We start from the raw sequence: 15107 nt of genomic DNA on the forward strand, positions 1-15107 counted from the left end.
CACCCCCCATTTTCTAAAGTCTATCCAAGCAAATCTGTTACTGAAAACCTCACGCTATCAAGCATGGAAGAATTCAAGGCAATGCTTCACCTGAACTTCATGAACGACTTTACCGTATCAAATAGCTCTTTTCAAAGTAATACTTACCCAATCAAAACCTCAACGCCCTCCTTTTAAAATCAAATCCCTCGTATTTTTTTCCTATTCTTATTATTGTCTAACTTTTCAGACGACCCCTTTATCCAAACTCCGTTATAATGACGGCTTTAAAATTAATTTATCCAAAGACAGTCTTATCATGAAACACATCCACATTATCGGTATCGGCGGCACATTTATGGGCGGCGTAGCGGCTATTGCCAAAGAAGCAGGTTTTAAAGTCAGCGGTTGCGACGCAAAGATGTATCCGCCGATGAGTACCCAGCTTGAAGCCTTGGGCATAGACGTACACGAAGGCTTTGATGCCGCTCAATTGGATAAATTTAAAGCCGATATTTACGTTATCGGTAATGTTGCCAAACGCGGCATGGATGTGATTGAAGCCATTTTGAACAAAGGCCTGCCTTATACTTCCGGCCCACAATGGCTGGCTGAAAACGTATTACACCAGCACTGGGTGCTCGGCGTAGCCGGAACACACGGCAAAACGACCACAGCCTCCATGCTGGCATGGGTCTTGGAATATGCCGGCCTTGCGCCGGGCTTCCTCATCGGCGGCGTACCGGAAAACTTCAGCGTTTCCGCCCGCCTGCCGCAAACGCCGCGCCAAGACCCGAACAGCAAATCGCCGTTTTTCGTCATCGAAGCCGATGAATACGATACTGCCTTTTTCGACAAACGTTCCAAATTCGTACACTACCGTCCGCGTACCGCCATTTTGAACAATTTAGAATTCGACCACGCCGACATTTTTGCCGATTTGGGCGCCATTCAAACCCAATTCCATCATTTGGTACGCACCGTGCCGTCTGAAGGCCTCATCGTCTGCAACGGACAGCAACAAAGCCTGCAAGAAACTTTGGACAAAGGCTGCTGGACGCCGGTGGAAAAATTCGGTACCGAACAAGGCTGGCGAGTTGGCACTGTTCATGCCGACGGCTCGTTTGACGTATGCCATCATGGCGAAACGGTCGGACACGTCGCTTGGGAACTGATGGGCGAACACAACCGCATGAACGCCCTCGCCGTTATCGCTGCCGCGCGTCATGCCGGCGTCGATATTCAGACGGCCTGCGAAGCCTTGAGCGCGTTTAAAAACGTCAAACGCCGCATGGAAATTAAAGGCACGGTAAACGGCATCACCGTTTACGACGACTTTGCCCACCACCCGACCGCCATCGAAACCACCATCGAAGGCCTGCGCCAACGTGTCGGTAATGCCCGTATCCTCGCCGTCCTCGAGCCGCGCTCCAACACCATGAAACTCGGCACCATGAAAGCCGCCCTGCCCGCAAGCCTCAAAGGTGCCGACCAAGTGTTCTGCTACGCCGGTGGCGTGGACTGGAACGTCGCCGAAGCCCTCGCGCCTTTGGGCGGCAAGCTGCACGTCGGCAAAGACTTCAATGCCTTTGTTGCCGAAATCGTGAAAAATGCCGAGGCAGGCGACCATATTTTAGTCATGAGCAACGGCGGTTTCGGCGGAATACACGGAAAGCTGCTGGAAGCATTAAAATAAGGGTTTATTGAAAGTTTTGAATGATTGAGGCCGTCTGAAAACCGGAGCTTGGTTTTCAGACGGCCTTTTATCATGAACTAAGTAAAATCTGTACTTACAAAAAACGATTTGGCAATAATAAAACCATTTATCCGTACATACGCGCAAGACTATTATTCGATTAAGCATTGCCAACCTTCCCCAAAATCTGATAAATAATGCATACAACATCTAAACCGTGCGTATATCATGAAACTTAAAACTGCCAAGCCTATATTTCTCAGCGTTATATTTTCCATCTTTCTGATTACAACAGCTGTATTTTTTGTCCGTAATCACGTATTTATTCCCAGTATTGACACCGATTCCCTACAACCCATTACCATACCAGACAAACCATCGCCGCAAATCGTACAATCTGCGAAACCAAATTGGTAAGACCCTTCATTACGACCCGGCTTACACTAAGCTCACCTATCCGATGGGCGATGTGCCGATATCGAAAGGCGTTTGCACAGATGTCATTATCCGTGCCTTGCGTGACCAAAATATTGATTTGCAAGCGCTTGTTCATCAAGACATGAGTCAGAATTTCTCCGTTTATCCGAAACGTTGGGGATTAACGCAACCAGATACCAATATCGACCACCGCCGAGTTCCCAACCTAATGACTTATTTCACGCGTCAAGGCTGGGCAGTTCAAGATACAAACTATCAAGCTGGCGATATTGTAACTTGGGAACTGAAAGGAAACCGTCCCCATATCGGCATCGTCTCCGATCGAAAAATCGGCGACAGGCCCTTGATTATTCATAATATCGGTTCAGGAACCCGTGAGAACGACATCCTCTACCGCTACACCATTACCAGACATTACAGGCTTCCCGTTCGATAAACCTTAGCGCCAAATCCTAGGTACCTATTAATCTGAAAAGATAAAGAGCAAATATACCTCATCAGTTTACATAGCATTAAATACAAAAAAGGCCGTCTGAAACAGTTTCAGACGGCCTTTTACTTATCTAACCCTCTTTATTTAACCACAACCGCCACATTTACCGCAGCCGCTGCTGCAGTCGCGTTTTTTCGGTTTGAACACGAATTTTCGCAAGAGGAAGAATACGCAGGCGAGCATAATCAAGCCGACGATAATATATTGAGTCATGACGATAGGATCCTTGAAGAAATTTGATAAACCACGAATGCGGCAAAATAAGCCATCAGGAACAAATAGCCTGTAATCATAAGCATATTTTTCGTGGATTTGGTTTCGCGTTTAATTACGGCCAAAGTCGCGGCACACATCGGCGCATAAACATACCAAGCCAAGAAGGCAAAGGCAGTCGGCAAGCCCCAGTTGTTGTGTATGATGGGAATTAATGCGTTTTGTACGGCATCTTCAGACGACGCGCTGACGGCATAAACGGTACCCAATGCGGCAACGACCACTTCGCGCGCGGCAATACCCGGAATCATGGCGATACACATTTCCCAAGTAAAGCCCAAAGGTGCAAAAAACGGCTGAATAGCATGACCAAGCGTACCTGCCAAGCTGTAATCGATGGCGGCACCGGTTGCGCCTTCAGGCGGTTGCGGCCAGCTTACCAAGCCCCACAGAACCACGGCCAACGCAAAAATGATGGTACCCGCGCGTTTCAGGAAGGCTTTTACCCTATCCCACAAGCTGGTCATGATGTGTTTGAAGTTAGGCGTACGGAAAGTCGGCAATTCCATCAAAAGTGGGAATTGTTGCACATTGCCTTTCATCCGCGCCAAGCGTTTCATGATATACGCTGCCAATGCAGCCGACAGAATGCCTACGATATAAAGAATAAACAATGTCAGGCCTTGCAGGTTGAAAATCCCACCCACTGTACGGTCAGGAATAACAGCGGCGATAATCAGCGCATACACTGGCAAACGTGCGGAACAAGTCAGCAACGGCGCAACCGCGATGGTAACAAGGCGTTCGCGCGGGTCGTTAATGGTACGCGCCGACATCACGGCAGGAACGGCACAGGCAAAGCTGGACAAAAGGGGAATAAACGAACGGCCGGACAAACCGCTTTTTGCCATGATGTTATCCAGCAGGAAGGCTGCACGCGGCAGATAGCCTGAGTCTTCCAATAGCAGGATAAAGGCAAACAAAATCGTAATCTGCGGCAGGAACACCAACACGCTGCCCAAACCGGCAATGACGCCGTTGACGAGCAAGTCGCTGAGGATGCCCGGCTCCATGTTGGCGCCTATCCATTCGCCCAGCGCGGTAAAGCCACCTTCGATGGCGTCCATAATCGGCGCCGCCCATGTGTAAACCGCTTGGAACACCATAAACAGGATGACCAGCAGCATAATCATGCCCCAGACGGGGTGCAGCACGATGTCGTCGAGTTTTTTGTGCCATGCGGGCAGCGTCATCTGGGTGCGTACCACTTGTGCCAAAATCGATTCGACTTCTTGATAAAGTTTGTCGCTATCCAGCGCATCGAGCGTGCGTTCGGCAGAGGCGGGGTTTGCGGGGAAAGAGCGTTTGCGCGGCAGCTTCGCCACGGCTTCGCGTACAGCCTGTACACCCGACGCGCTCACTGCAACTGTTTCCAAAACAGGTGCATCCAACAACTCGCTCAGTTTGGCCGCGTCGATATTCAAGCCCCTTTTGCGGGCCACGTCGCTCAAATTCAGCGACACCACCATAGGCAGTCCCAGCGTTTTCAGTTCCAAAATCATGCGCAGGGTCATACGCAGGTTGGTCGCGTCGGCAACGGCAATAATGGCATCGGGCGGAATGCCCATCTTGCCTACCATTACATCTTTCGCCACCGCTTCGTCGGGGCTGGTCGTGCGTAGGCTGTATGTGCCCGGCAGGTCGATAATGCGGACGGCCTCGTCGTCGAGGAAGGCGCCCTCGCGCTTATCGACAGTTACGCCCGGATAATTGGCAACCTTGGCATGTGAGCCGGTCAAACCGTTGAACAAAACGGTTTTGCCGCAGTTTGGCGCGCCAATCAAGGCAAAATAGCTTAGTTCCATCATTTTTCCTTATTCTTTCAGACGGCCTTAAACGGCCTCAACGATACGACACATAATCTTCCCGGCCTCTTCCGAACGCAGGGAAAATTGAGATTGGTTACCCAAACGTACCGCAAACGGGCCTCTCCCAAAACCACCCACTGCAATCACTTGCAACGGCATTCCGCTGGAAAAACCCAAATCTGCAAGACGACGGGTTACCAAGGTATCCAAATCACCAAAAACAGGATTGGGAGCAATGGAATCAATATGTACGACTGCGCCTTTTTTCAGGCGCGACAAAGGAACAGCAGACATAAGTCTCTCTTTTCTTTTTGTTTTAAAAATAGATTATTGAAAAAACGTGAGAAGTATGATGAATGTGTAGCACATTTGAAAGATTGTTTACGAATGGCTATTTGCCCCTTCTTTCGATAAGTGCGGTTTGTTTTGAATACTGTTATTGTTTCCCTTAATGATAAGGTATATCAATATAAAAATCAAATGTAACAAGATAAACTAAAAAGGCTAAAATCCTTTTATCATTAGGATTTCAGCCTTTTTATGCACTCAACAAACTAAAGGCCGTCTGAAAGGTTTCAGACGGCCTTCAAAATAAAAAACCGAATCAAATCGGTTTTTTATTCCCATTCAGGGAAAGACTCTAAATTACAGAGCGTCTTTCAATGCTTTACCGGCACGGAATTTAGGAGTTTTAGCAGCAGCAATAGTCAAAGGCTCGCCAGTTTTTGGGTTGCGGCCTTGACGTTCGGCGCGTTCGCCGACGTAGAAAGTACCGAAACCGACCAGAGTAACAGTGTCGCCGTTTTTCAACGCGTTGGTTACGGCATTAGTAGTAGCATCCAAAGCTTTTTGCGCAGCAGATTTGGAAATGCCGGCTTCTTGAGCAATTGCTTCGATCAATTCAGACTTATTCACAATTAGTCCCTTCCTATCGTAAAAAATGATGAAATGCCCGAATACTCGGGTCTTAAGCACTTTTAAAGCACATACGCACTTTATAGCAATTCTGAAATTATCATGTCAAGTAAAAAATGTGGAATTGCCCTATTTTTGGGGCATTCAGGGCAAAACCACATTTTTTGCAACATCAGACGGCCAACTTAATGCTTAGTTGCTTTTGTTCTTGACTTCGTCTTAGAAGTTTGCGGAGTTTCGTCAACCGCCAATTCAGCCGCCCATTGCTCAGGCTGAGCTTCCAAACCCAAAGCCAACACTTCATCAATCCATTTGACCGGATGGATGGTCAGACCGGTTTTGACATTTTCAGGGATTTCTTCCAAATCTTTGACGTTGTCTTTCGGAATCAATACATGCTTGATGCCGCCGCGCAAAGCAGCCAGCAGTTTTTCTTTCAAACCGCCGATCGGCAACACTTCGCCACGCAAAGTGATTTCACCGGTCATCGCCACATCCGCACGCACCGGAATTTTGGTAAAGGCAGAAACCATCGCCAAAGTCATGGCAATACCTGCGCTTGGACCGTCTTTCGGCGTCGCACCTTCCGGCACATGGACGTGAATGTCTTTCTTCTCGTAAAAATCAGGAGCCAGACCCACTGATTCGGCACGGGAACGGACAACCGACCATGCGGCCGATACTGATTCTTTCATCACATCGCCCAGTTGGCCGGTACATTGAATCGTACCCTTGCCCGGCAAGGCAACCGCCTCAACAGTCAACAACTCGCCACCGACTTCAGTCCAAGCCAGACCGGTTACCTGGCCGATGCGGTTTTCGCTTTCGGCCACGCCATAGTCGAAACGGCGCACGCCTAGATAGTCATGCAGATTTTTCTCAGTAACTTTAATTGCTTTAGGCTTGGCCTTGCTTGCTGTTTTGGATTTGGACGCTTTTTTCTTATCCTCATTCAAGGTAACCTGCATTACTACTTTGCGGCAGATTTTGGCAATTTCGCGATCCAACGAGCGGACGCCGGCCTCGCGGGTGTAGTAACGGATAATATCGCGCACCGCACTTTCATCAACCACCAACTCGCCCTCTTTCACACCATTGCGCTTCATTTGTTTCGGCACAAGGTATTGCATGGCGATATTGATTTTTTCATCTTCCGTATAACCGGACAGACGGATAATTTCCATACGGTCAAGCAGCGGTGTCGGGATATTCAAGCTGTTTGAAGTGGCAATAAACATCACATCGCTCAAATCATAATCGACTTCGGCATAGTGGTCGGCGAACTTGTTGTTTTGCTCAGGATCGAGCACTTCAAGCAATGCACTGGCCGGATCGCCGCGGAAATCGCTGCCCATCTTGTCGATTTCATCAAGCAGGAACAATGGGTTTTTCACACCTGCTTTCGCCATGTTTTGCAGGATTTTGCCCGGCATAGAGCCGATATAGGTACGGCGGTGGCCACGGATTTCGCTTTCATCACGCACACCACCCAACGCCATACGCACATATTGGCGGCCTGTGGCTTTGGCAATCGATTCACCCAAGGAAGTTTTACCCACCCCCGGAGGACCCACCAGACACAAAATCGGGCCTTTGAGCTTGTCCATACGTTTTTGAACAGCCAAATATTCCAAAATGCGCTCTTTGACTTTTTCCAAACCATAGTGGTCGGCATTCAAAATCAAATCAGCCTTGGCAATATCTTTGCTGACACGGGATTTTTTCTTCCACGGCAACTCAAGCAAAGTATCGATATAGTTGCGCACGACGGTAGATTCCGCAGACATCGGCGGCATCATTTTCAGTTTTTTCAATTCAGACAGACATTTTTCTTCAGCCTCTTTGCTCATGCCTGCTTCTTTGATTTTGTTTTCCAGCGCATCCAGCTCGCCGCGCTCGTCCTCTTCGCCCAACTCTTTCTGAATCGCTTTGACTTGCTCATTCAAGTAATACTCGCGTTGGGATTTTTCCATTTGACGTTTCACACGGCCACGGATGCGTTTCTCGACCTGCATGATGTCGAGTTCGGCTTCCAACTGAGCCAGCAGAAATTCCAAACGTTCGACAATGCCGGCGGTCTCCAGCACATATTGACGCTGCTCCAACTTCAGCTGTAAATGCGCGGCAATCGTATCCGCAAGACGGCTGTTGTCATCGATACTGCTGATGGTACTGATGACTTCGGCAGGGATTTTTTTGTTCAATTTCGCATATTGCTCAAATTGAGTCAGCAAGGTACGGCGCAAGGCTTCAATTTCGGGGTTGTCCTTGTCGCTGTTTTCATCAATCGCCTCAACATGGGATAAAAACAGTCCGCCTGTTTCGTCAACCATCAACGCGCGCGCACGACGGATACCTTCTACTAACACTTTAACGGTGCCATCAGGCAGCTTCAAAACCTGCAAAACTTGGGCAACCGTACCGGTTTGGTGCAAATCTTCAGCTTTAGGGTCTTCTGTATTAGGGTCAAGCTGGGCCAACAGGAAAACCGGATCATCATTAGCCATTGCCGCCTCAAGGGCTGCAATCGATTTAGGACGACCGACGAACAGCGGCAATACCATATGCGGATACACCACGACATCGCGTAAAGGCAAAGTAGCCAGCGCACTGTATTCCTCGAAATATTTGTCTTTTGTCGGCATAGTTAATAATCTCAATCATTGTTAAATCAGAATGTAGCTCAAAATTGGGCTGAAGCGCTCCATTTCAAGACTTGAAAACAGCTTATCCGCACCTATTTTCGAAAACATCATTTTTAATAGCCCGATATGGACGTTTACGATAAAATATATCGGATTTTGGGCCGTCTGAAAACTTTTCAGACGGCCCTGGCAAACCAAACAAGGTAGTAAACCATGACAGACTCAACTGAAAAAAAATCATTAATTGAATTCCCTTGCACCTTTCCTGTAAAAGTCATGGGCGCGGTTCATCCGGAATTTGAATCCGCCATCTTGGAAACCGTGCGCAAACATGCTCCCGATACCGAGCCGCACCACATCACTACGCGCCCAAGCAGCAAAGGCAACTATACCGGCGCGACTGTCCATGTAAATGTTGAAAATCAAGAGCAGTTGGACAATATCTACCGCGACCTGACTTCCCACGAATTGGTTAAAGTGGTGTTGTAATGAAAATCGTGCACAAAGGCTTGGTCGATTACCTGCCGACTTTCGAAGCCATGAAGGCATTCAATGCCTCGCGTGACGAAAATACCGAAGACGAATTATGGGTGGTCGAACATCCGCCCGTATTTACCCAAGGCTTGGCCGGCAAACCCGAACACCTCCTCATCCGCGACGATATACCCGTTGTCCAAATTGACAGGGGCGGTCAAATTACTTATCACGGTCCCGGTCAATTGGTCGTTTATACGATGATCAATTTCAAACGCCGTAAGACCAGCGTCCGCCATATCGTTTCCGCACTTGAAAACAGCATTATCGCCACATTGGCAGAATACGGCATTGAAGCAGCCGCCGATCCCAAACGTCCCGGCGTTTATGTCGGCGCGCGTAAAATCGCTTCCCTGGGCCTGCGTATTAAAGACGGCTCCGTTTACCACGGTTTGGCGCTCAACGTGAACATGGATTTAAGTCCGTTTACCCACATCAACCCCTGCGGTTATGCCGGTATGGAAATGACCCAAATTGCCGACTATGTCTCTCCGGTACCCAGTTTGGCAGAAGTTGCAGACAAGCTGACCAAGCATTTACAAAAAGAGCTGGCATAAGACCGTCTGAAAAAATCCGTCACACTGCCATCTTTTAACCGCCCTCTGAACTTGCCCATAAGCTTTTAGGTACAAATCCTTCTAGAAGCTTTTCAGACGGCCTTTATAACGACAGAAAGAACACATCACCATGAGTGAAGAAGTAAAAAACGACCCCAAACGCGGCATCAAACTAAAAGGTGCAGACAAAACTGCACGCATTCCGATTAAAGTGGTTCCATTGGAACAAAAATTGAAAAAGCCCGAATGGATCCGCGCCAAATTACCGGGCAAGAAATTCTTTGAAATTAAAAACATTCTTCGCGAACAAAAAATGCATACCGTATGCGAAGAAGCATCTTGTCCCAATATCAGCGAATGCTTTACCAAGGGCACGGCCACATTCATGATTATGGGCGATATTTGTACCCGCCGCTGCCCGTTCTGCGATGTTGGCCATGGCCGCCCAAATATGCTGGATCCCGACGAGCCTAAACACTTGGCCGAATCCGTCAAATCCATGAACCTACGCTATGTCGTCATTACATCTGTCGACCGCGACGATTTGCGCGATGGCGGCGCACAACACTTCGCCGACTGCATCAAAGCCATCCGAGAAACCAGCCCGAATACCAAAATCGAAATCCTCGTTCCCGACTTCCGCGGCCGCCTGGACATCGCATTGAAAATCTTGGCAGAAACACCGCCTGACGTGATGAACCACAACTTGGAAACCCATCCGCGCCTGTATAAAAAAGCCCGTCCGGGTGCCAACTACCAGCACTCCCTCGACCTCCTGCGCCGCTACAAAGAAATGATGCCCCATATCCCGACCAAGTCCGGCATCATGGTCGGCCTGGGCGAAACAGACGAGGACGTGCGCGAAATCATGCGCGATATGCGTGCCAACAATATCGAGATGATTACCATCGGCCAATATCTGCAACCTTCAGACGGCCACCTGCCCGTCCTACGCTATGTAACGCCTGACCAATTCAAAGTTTTTGAAAAAGAAGCATACGAATTGGGCTTTACCAATGCCGCCATCGGTGCAATGGTCCGCTCCAGCTACCACGCAGACGAACAAGCAGCCGAAGCTTTGCGTGAAACCCACGGCGGGTGTAGCCACCACTAAGGTTTAAATCATATAAGGCCGTCTGAAAAATAAGAAAACTGTTTTTTCAGACGGCCTTTATTTGGTCATAACTTACTATACAAAATTTTTTAGATTTTCAAAGTATAAACCTTAGTTGGGCTCTATTGAGCCAATCTTAAGTAATACAAAAAAGCGGCACAACAGGATAAACACTGTTTGCCGCTTTTTAATTTATTTCTTTATTTTACTTCTTCAACAATTTTGCCGCTTCAATCGCGTAGTAAGTCAAAATACCATCGGCACCGGCACGTTTGAATGCCAATAGGCTTTCCAAAATGGTTTTCTCACCATCCAGCCAACCGTTTTGAATGGCAGCCTGAAGCATGGCATATTCGCCGGAAACTTGGTAAGCATAAGTCGGTACGCCGAACTCGTCTTTAACTCGGCGGACGACATCCAGATACGGCAAACCCGGTTTTACCATGACCATATCTGCACCCTCTTGAATATCCAATGCGACTTCGTGCAAGGCTTCATTAGTGTTTGCAGGGTCCATTTGGTAGGTTTTCTTGTCTGCCTTACCCAAATTGCCGGAGCTGCCGACAGCATCGCGGAACGGGCCGTAGAATACTGAAGCATATTTTGCCGAATACGCCATAATGCGTGTATGGATATGTCCGGCATCTTCCAAGGCTTCGCGGATGGCAAGAATACGTCCGTCCATCATGTCTGATGGGGCGACGACTTGTGCGCCTGCATCGGCATGACACAAAGCCTGTTTTACCAAAACTTCAATGGTTTCATCGTTGAGGACATAGCCATTTTCATCGGTCAAACCGTCTTGGCCGTGAATAGTATAAGGGTCTAAGGCAACATCAGTCATGATACCCAGCTCTGGGAATTTCTCGCGCAGGGTTCGCACTACTGTCGGTACCAAGCCTTCCGGGTTATAAGCCTCCTCCGCAAATTCGGTTTTGTTTTGTGTTACCACGGGAAACAAAGCCAGCATAGGAATACCGAGCTTCAGTGCTTCTTCAGCGGTAAACAACAATTTATCCAAACTTTGGCGTTTGACGCCGGGCATAGACGGCACTGCCTCTTCCTGATTCTGACCTTCCAATACAAAAACCGGATAGATTAAATCATCTGCCGTCAAAGTATGCTCGCGCATCAGACGGCGTGAAAAATCGTCTTTACGCATACGGCGCATACGGGTGTTTGAGACATAACGCGGAGGGAAATTCATAACAATTGCCTTTCAATAATGAAGTCTTAAAATCAGTCTTCGACTTGACGTATGGCTTTGACCGAACGTTTGATTTCGCTGAGCGTACCGGTTTTATAACTATTACGTTCCTGCTCGGTCATACCGTTTTGATCCAATTTGGCGATATTTTTCAATGCTTCGGCATATTGGCCGTCTGAAAGTTTTTCCTGTTTGATGTGCCAACGGTTTTTCACTTCGGAAGCCGTCCACAAGCCTACTTTGTTGTAGTAGAACAAAATGCTTGCCGCCAGCGTCTTCATATCGCTGTCAGGTTTGGCACTGCCGATACTGCGGCCGATACGGTTGTTACGTTGATCGACTGCCTGGTCGGCAAGGTAACGGCTGAAGTAGTCGTCTTTACCTTCTCGCAACTCCATATCCGTCAGGCGCGCATTACCTGCTTTTTCGGCAATAATGCTGTCGAATTTAGAAGCAATCGCCGCCTGCCATAATGCTTGACGTACGGCATTGACCTGTGTTCCCCTGCTGTCGCCGTTTGCTTTGTCATCCAAACCTGTACGCTCGGCAAAGCGTGTGGCATTACTGGTCATATTGATTAAGCCTTCATCCTCCATCCCGATGACTTGGGCGGCCACGGGATGGTTAAGCGCAAATTGTGCCATTTTACTGCGGCGGCTTTGATCTTCCTGATACGATTGGCAACCGGACAATACCAGCATGCCGAGAACGGCGCATTGAATGTGTTTTTTAATATGTTTCATGATGTAACTATCGATATTATGGTGTGAGTTCAACTGATTGTTTAACATAGAAACGCCCGTAAGCGCAAAATAATTCCCATACGGCCAAATCGGCGCATGAATGGCTATTTTATAATAAAAATAAGGCCGTCTGAAAATTTTCAGACGGCATAAGTATTTTTAACCTACCAAGCTTCGAATTTGCGGCCAATAAAACAGACAGGCTATCGAGCAAATAGCAATACTGATACCGGCTGTATTAATGCTGCTGATTTTTTCTTTAAACATTGCCGCACCAATCAGCGTACCCAAAACAATTACGCCGATGTTCATACCGGCAAACACCAAGGTAGGATTATCCTTCATGATTTGGTGTGCCGAGATGTAGGTAACAATATTTAAAAAGTTCAGGCAGCCTAAAATCATACCGCCCACTATACCCTCTTTGGTCCATTTGCTTCCTTTGGCAAACAGGTAGCCAAACATCAAGATAGCTGCCAAACAAAATGCCACCAGCAAATTACCAGCAAACGCGGTACCGCTCTTTGCCACTTGCTTAAACAAAATATCAATGACGCCATAGCCGCACCAAACGCCCAAAAGCAGCATCACTTGCGTACTGAGACCGCCGGATTTCTTACCGCCATCGCTTTTCCAAAGCAAGAAAAACAATGCTGTAAATGCCAATACCAAACCAATCAGACGGCCTTCGGTCAGTTGTTCATGAAAAAGCGTGAATGAAGCGATAATGGGCAAAAACAGCGATAAGCGTTGTGCTGCGTCCGATTTGACGATACCTGCCGCATCGACGGATTTGCCCATAATGACAAACACGCTTGGCAACAAGATACCCAAAGCTGCAAAGAGCCACCAAGTCGGTAAAAACACCTGCGGATTGCTTAAATCCGGCCTTAACACCAGCATGGTCAAAGTAACGGCAACGATATAGTTCACCGCCACCGCCTGCTCAATATTGATTTTTTGCTTGCGCGCCACTTTCAGCAATACGGAAACCAACACGCTGCAAACGATACTTGCCAATAAATATGCCATGCTTTAAAACCATCCTTGAGTAGGAACAGGCTTATCTTCATTCAGTTTAATCAGTCCGACGACTACGCGATAAATGAGCCAAATACCGGTTGCCACCAAAATCAGCCAACCGATTAAGATAAGTATGGTCAACATCCCGAAAAGCATACCCACCAACGACACCCAAAATGTCTTAATCAGCCAATCAATATGGCTGGCATAAATACTGCCTTGCGCCTCATCGCGTTTGACATATGCCAAAATCACACCGACAACGGGTGCAAACCAGATAAACAGGCCCAAAGCATAGGTAATATAGGCGATAAAAACATAGTTTTTCACTTCAGAATTAGACGTATTGACCATATTGGCCTCCGTATTATTGTTCCCTGTATTATAGTTTTCCGTATGATTGACCACTATATTATTGAAGCCGTTGTCTTGAGCTTCCTGAGGCTCATACTGCATGGCCGCATCATAAGCCAGACGTTTTTCCGGATGAGACAACACTTCAAACGCCTGTCCGATGGCTTTGAAACGCTCCGCATCTTTCTGAATATCCGGATTGGCAACCAATTTGCCGTAAGCCTCGCGGATAACATTAATATCCGCATCCTGAGACACACCCAAGATTTCGTATAAATTTAATTGTTCCATCTTTATTCCTATCCTTTATGCATCCACCGCAACATGAACATCTTGCGGATTGAGCGTACGCAGATTTTCAGGTTTCATGCCCACGATAAACCCACGTTTGCCGCCATTGATAAAAATCTCGTCCAAAGCCCAAATGCTTTCTTCCACATAAACCGGCAACGCGGTTTTCATACCGAACGGCGATGTCCCGCCGACCAAATAGCCCGTCCATTTCGCCGCCTGATCCGCCGTTGCCGGCTCGATGTGTTTCAAGCCCAGTTCGCGTGCCAGATTGCGGGTGGAAATATGTTTGTCGCCGTGCATTAACACAACCAAGCCTTTTTTGTGTTCATCCTGCAGGACGATTGTTTTGATGACTTGATGCTCAGGCTTGCCCGCGCACTCGGCAAAATGCGCCGTACCACCATGTTCTTCATACGCATAAACATAAGGGACAAAATCGATTTTCTTACTGCGTAAAAAGCGCACTGCCTGCGTAACCGGATATTCTGCTTTACTCATGATCGTTTTCCGCCACCCTGTTCAGACGGCCCCTCTTAAATGTGGAACGTAAACAACTGCAATGTTACCATACCTTCTTTTTGAAATCAGGAGACAACATGGACATCCGCTATCTTGGCACAAGCAAACGCTATTCGGAAGCCGTCGTGGCCAACGGCTTGGTTTTCCTCTCCGGCATGGTTCCCGAAAATCCTGAAGCCGATGCCAAAGCGCAGACTGAAAATATTTTGGCACAAATCGATTCATGGCTCGCCCAATGCCAATCCGACAAGGCCCACATTTTAGAAGCCACCATCTATCTGCCCGATATGAACGACTACGCCGCCATGAACGAAGCCTGGGACGCATGGACAGCCCCCGAGCGCGCTCCGGCCCGCGCCTGCGTGGAAGCAAAACTGGCCTCACCCGACTGGAGGGTTGAAATCAAAATTACCGCCCTTCAAATCAAATAAAGCACAAATATCAGGCCGTCTGAAAATGCCGCATTGACCAAGCAAGCGCAGTTTTTCAGACGGCCTTTATTCTTTTGCGGTACA

Annotated in this window: 16 protein-coding genes; 6 read left to right on the forward strand and 10 right to left on the reverse strand. The window is 48.0% G+C overall.

From position 1 onward, the window contains the following. Positions 1–298: 298 nt before the first annotated feature. Together mpl and FOC66_RS03965 are read left to right on the forward strand one after the other, a co-directional pair. A complete protein-coding gene (gene mpl / locus FOC66_RS03960; protein WP_003746876.1) occupies positions 299–1675 on the forward strand; it encodes a UDP-N-acetylmuramate:L-alanyl-gamma-D-glutamyl-meso-diaminopimelate ligase in 1377 nt (458 codons plus the stop codon). 304 nt (positions 1676–1979) lie between these two features. Next, positions 1980–2549, forward strand: coding sequence for a DUF1287 domain-containing protein (locus tag FOC66_RS03965; protein ID WP_231288078.1), 570 nt, complete (start codon positions 1980–1982; stop codon positions 2547–2549). A 141-nt stretch (positions 2550–2690) separates the two neighbouring features. Here the strand turns inward: FOC66_RS03965 and FOC66_RS03970 are convergent, their stop codons facing one another. From FOC66_RS03970 to lon, 5 genes are all read right to left on the reverse strand, one after another. Beyond that, a complete protein-coding gene (locus tag FOC66_RS03970) occupies positions 2691–2819 on the reverse strand; it encodes a FeoB-associated Cys-rich membrane protein (RefSeq protein WP_003683546.1) in 129 nt (42 codons plus the stop codon). Beyond that, the gene (gene feoB / locus FOC66_RS03975; protein ID WP_003746880.1) at positions 2816–4684 is read right to left on the reverse strand and encodes a ferrous iron transporter B; all 1869 of its coding nucleotides are present in this window, start codon (positions 4682–4684) and stop codon (positions 2816–2818) included. Before feoB ends, FOC66_RS03970 begins: the two co-directional genes overlap by 4 nt. A gap of 27 nt (positions 4685–4711) precedes the next feature. Next, entirely contained in the window at positions 4712–4981 is a 270-nt protein-coding gene (locus tag FOC66_RS03980; protein ID WP_003746882.1) for a FeoA family protein, read from the reverse strand. Between the two features lie 351 nt (positions 4982–5332). Then, positions 5333–5602: an HU family DNA-binding protein gene (locus FOC66_RS03985; protein WP_003683413.1), complete on the reverse strand. Its 270-nt coding sequence runs from the start codon at positions 5600–5602 to the stop codon at positions 5333–5335. A 185-nt stretch (positions 5603–5787) separates the two neighbouring features. After that, entirely contained in the window at positions 5788–8247 is a 2460-nt protein-coding gene (lon, locus tag FOC66_RS03990; RefSeq protein WP_003746886.1) for an endopeptidase La, read from the reverse strand. Positions 8248–8460: 213 nt separating this feature from the next. Between lon and FOC66_RS03995 the strand changes: the two genes are divergently transcribed. From FOC66_RS03995 to lipA, 3 genes are all read left to right on the forward strand, one after another. Continuing rightward, positions 8461–8736 carry an HP0495 family protein gene (locus FOC66_RS03995; RefSeq protein WP_003746890.1) on the forward strand — a complete coding sequence of 92 codons (276 nt, stop codon included), beginning with the start codon at positions 8461–8463 and terminating at the stop codon, positions 8734–8736. Further along, positions 8736–9338, forward strand: coding sequence for a lipoyl(octanoyl) transferase LipB (lipB, locus tag FOC66_RS04000; RefSeq protein ID WP_003746892.1), 603 nt, complete (start codon positions 8736–8738; stop codon positions 9336–9338). Before FOC66_RS03995 ends, lipB begins: the two co-directional genes overlap by 1 nt. Positions 9339–9468: 130 nt before the next feature. Then, positions 9469–10452 carry a lipoyl synthase gene (gene lipA, locus FOC66_RS04005; protein ID WP_003746895.1) on the forward strand — a complete coding sequence of 328 codons (984 nt, stop codon included), beginning with the start codon at positions 9469–9471 and terminating at the stop codon, positions 10450–10452. 205 nt (positions 10453–10657) lie between these two features. On the opposite strand, the gene hemB is transcribed toward lipA, so the two are convergent. From hemB to ybaK, 5 genes are all read right to left on the reverse strand, one after another. Continuing rightward, entirely contained in the window at positions 10658–11659 is a 1002-nt protein-coding gene (gene hemB / locus FOC66_RS04010) for a porphobilinogen synthase (RefSeq protein WP_003746897.1), read from the reverse strand. A gap of 32 nt (positions 11660–11691) precedes the next feature. Continuing rightward, positions 11692–12402 (reverse strand): DUF6973 domain-containing protein, encoded by a 711-nt coding sequence (locus FOC66_RS04015; RefSeq protein ID WP_036491232.1) that lies wholly within the window; start codon positions 12400–12402, stop codon positions 11692–11694. Between the two features lie 159 nt (positions 12403–12561). Then, positions 12562–13434, reverse strand: coding sequence for a DMT family transporter (locus tag FOC66_RS04020; protein ID WP_003746900.1), 873 nt, complete (start codon positions 13432–13434; stop codon positions 12562–12564). Positions 13435–13437: 3 nt separating this feature from the next. After that, positions 13438–14070: a DnaJ domain-containing protein gene (locus FOC66_RS04025; RefSeq protein WP_003746901.1), complete on the reverse strand. Its 633-nt coding sequence runs from the start codon at positions 14068–14070 to the stop codon at positions 13438–13440. 15 nt (positions 14071–14085) lie between these two features. After that, entirely contained in the window at positions 14086–14571 is a 486-nt protein-coding gene (gene ybaK / locus FOC66_RS04030; RefSeq protein ID WP_003746903.1) for a Cys-tRNA(Pro) deacylase, read from the reverse strand. A gap of 98 nt (positions 14572–14669) precedes the next feature. Here ybaK and FOC66_RS04035 point away from each other — a divergent pair, with 98 nt between their 5' ends. Further along, positions 14670–15023 carry a RidA family protein gene (locus tag FOC66_RS04035; RefSeq protein WP_003746906.1) on the forward strand — a complete coding sequence of 118 codons (354 nt, stop codon included), beginning with the start codon at positions 14670–14672 and terminating at the stop codon, positions 15021–15023. Positions 15024–15107 lie beyond the last annotated feature (84 nt).

Origin of the sequence: Neisseria mucosa, from assembly GCF_013267835.1 — a bacterium.
In the GTDB taxonomy this organism is placed as follows: domain Bacteria; phylum Pseudomonadota; class Gammaproteobacteria; order Burkholderiales; family Neisseriaceae; genus Neisseria.

Bases quoted from the DNA above. Each gene is read 5' to 3' on its own strand.
- mpl (WP_003746876.1), top strand. From the start codon at position 299: ATGAAACACATCCACATTATCGGTATCGGCGGCACATTTATGGGCGGC.
- FOC66_RS03970 (WP_003683546.1), bottom strand. From the start codon at position 2,819: ATGACTCAATATATTATCGTCGGCTTGATTATGCTCGCCTGCGTATTC.
- feoB (WP_003746880.1), bottom strand. From the start codon at position 4,684: ATGGAACTAAGCTATTTTGCCTTGATTGGCGCGCCAAACTGCGGCAAA.
- FOC66_RS03980 (WP_003746882.1), bottom strand. From the start codon at position 4,981: ATGTCTGCTGTTCCTTTGTCGCGCCTGAAAAAAGGCGCAGTCGTACAT.
- lon (WP_003746886.1), bottom strand. From the start codon at position 8,247: ATGCCGACAAAAGACAAATATTTCGAGGAATACAGTGCGCTGGCTACT.
- FOC66_RS03995 (WP_003746890.1), top strand. From the start codon at position 8,461: ATGACAGACTCAACTGAAAAAAAATCATTAATTGAATTCCCTTGCACC.
- lipB (WP_003746892.1), top strand. From the start codon at position 8,736: ATGAAAATCGTGCACAAAGGCTTGGTCGATTACCTGCCGACTTTCGAA.
- lipA (WP_003746895.1), top strand. From the start codon at position 9,469: ATGAGTGAAGAAGTAAAAAACGACCCCAAACGCGGCATCAAACTAAAA.
- hemB (WP_003746897.1), bottom strand. From the start codon at position 11,659: ATGAATTTCCCTCCGCGTTATGTCTCAAACACCCGTATGCGCCGTATG.
- FOC66_RS04015 (WP_036491232.1), bottom strand. From the start codon at position 12,402: ATGAAACATATTAAAAAACACATTCAATGCGCCGTTCTCGGCATGCTG.
- FOC66_RS04020 (WP_003746900.1), bottom strand. From the start codon at position 13,434: ATGGCATATTTATTGGCAAGTATCGTTTGCAGCGTGTTGGTTTCCGTA.
- FOC66_RS04025 (WP_003746901.1), bottom strand. From the start codon at position 14,070: ATGGAACAATTAAATTTATACGAAATCTTGGGTGTGTCTCAGGATGCG.
- ybaK (WP_003746903.1), bottom strand. From the start codon at position 14,571: ATGAGTAAAGCAGAATATCCGGTTACGCAGGCAGTGCGCTTTTTACGC.
- FOC66_RS04035 (WP_003746906.1), top strand. From the start codon at position 14,670: ATGGACATCCGCTATCTTGGCACAAGCAAACGCTATTCGGAAGCCGTC.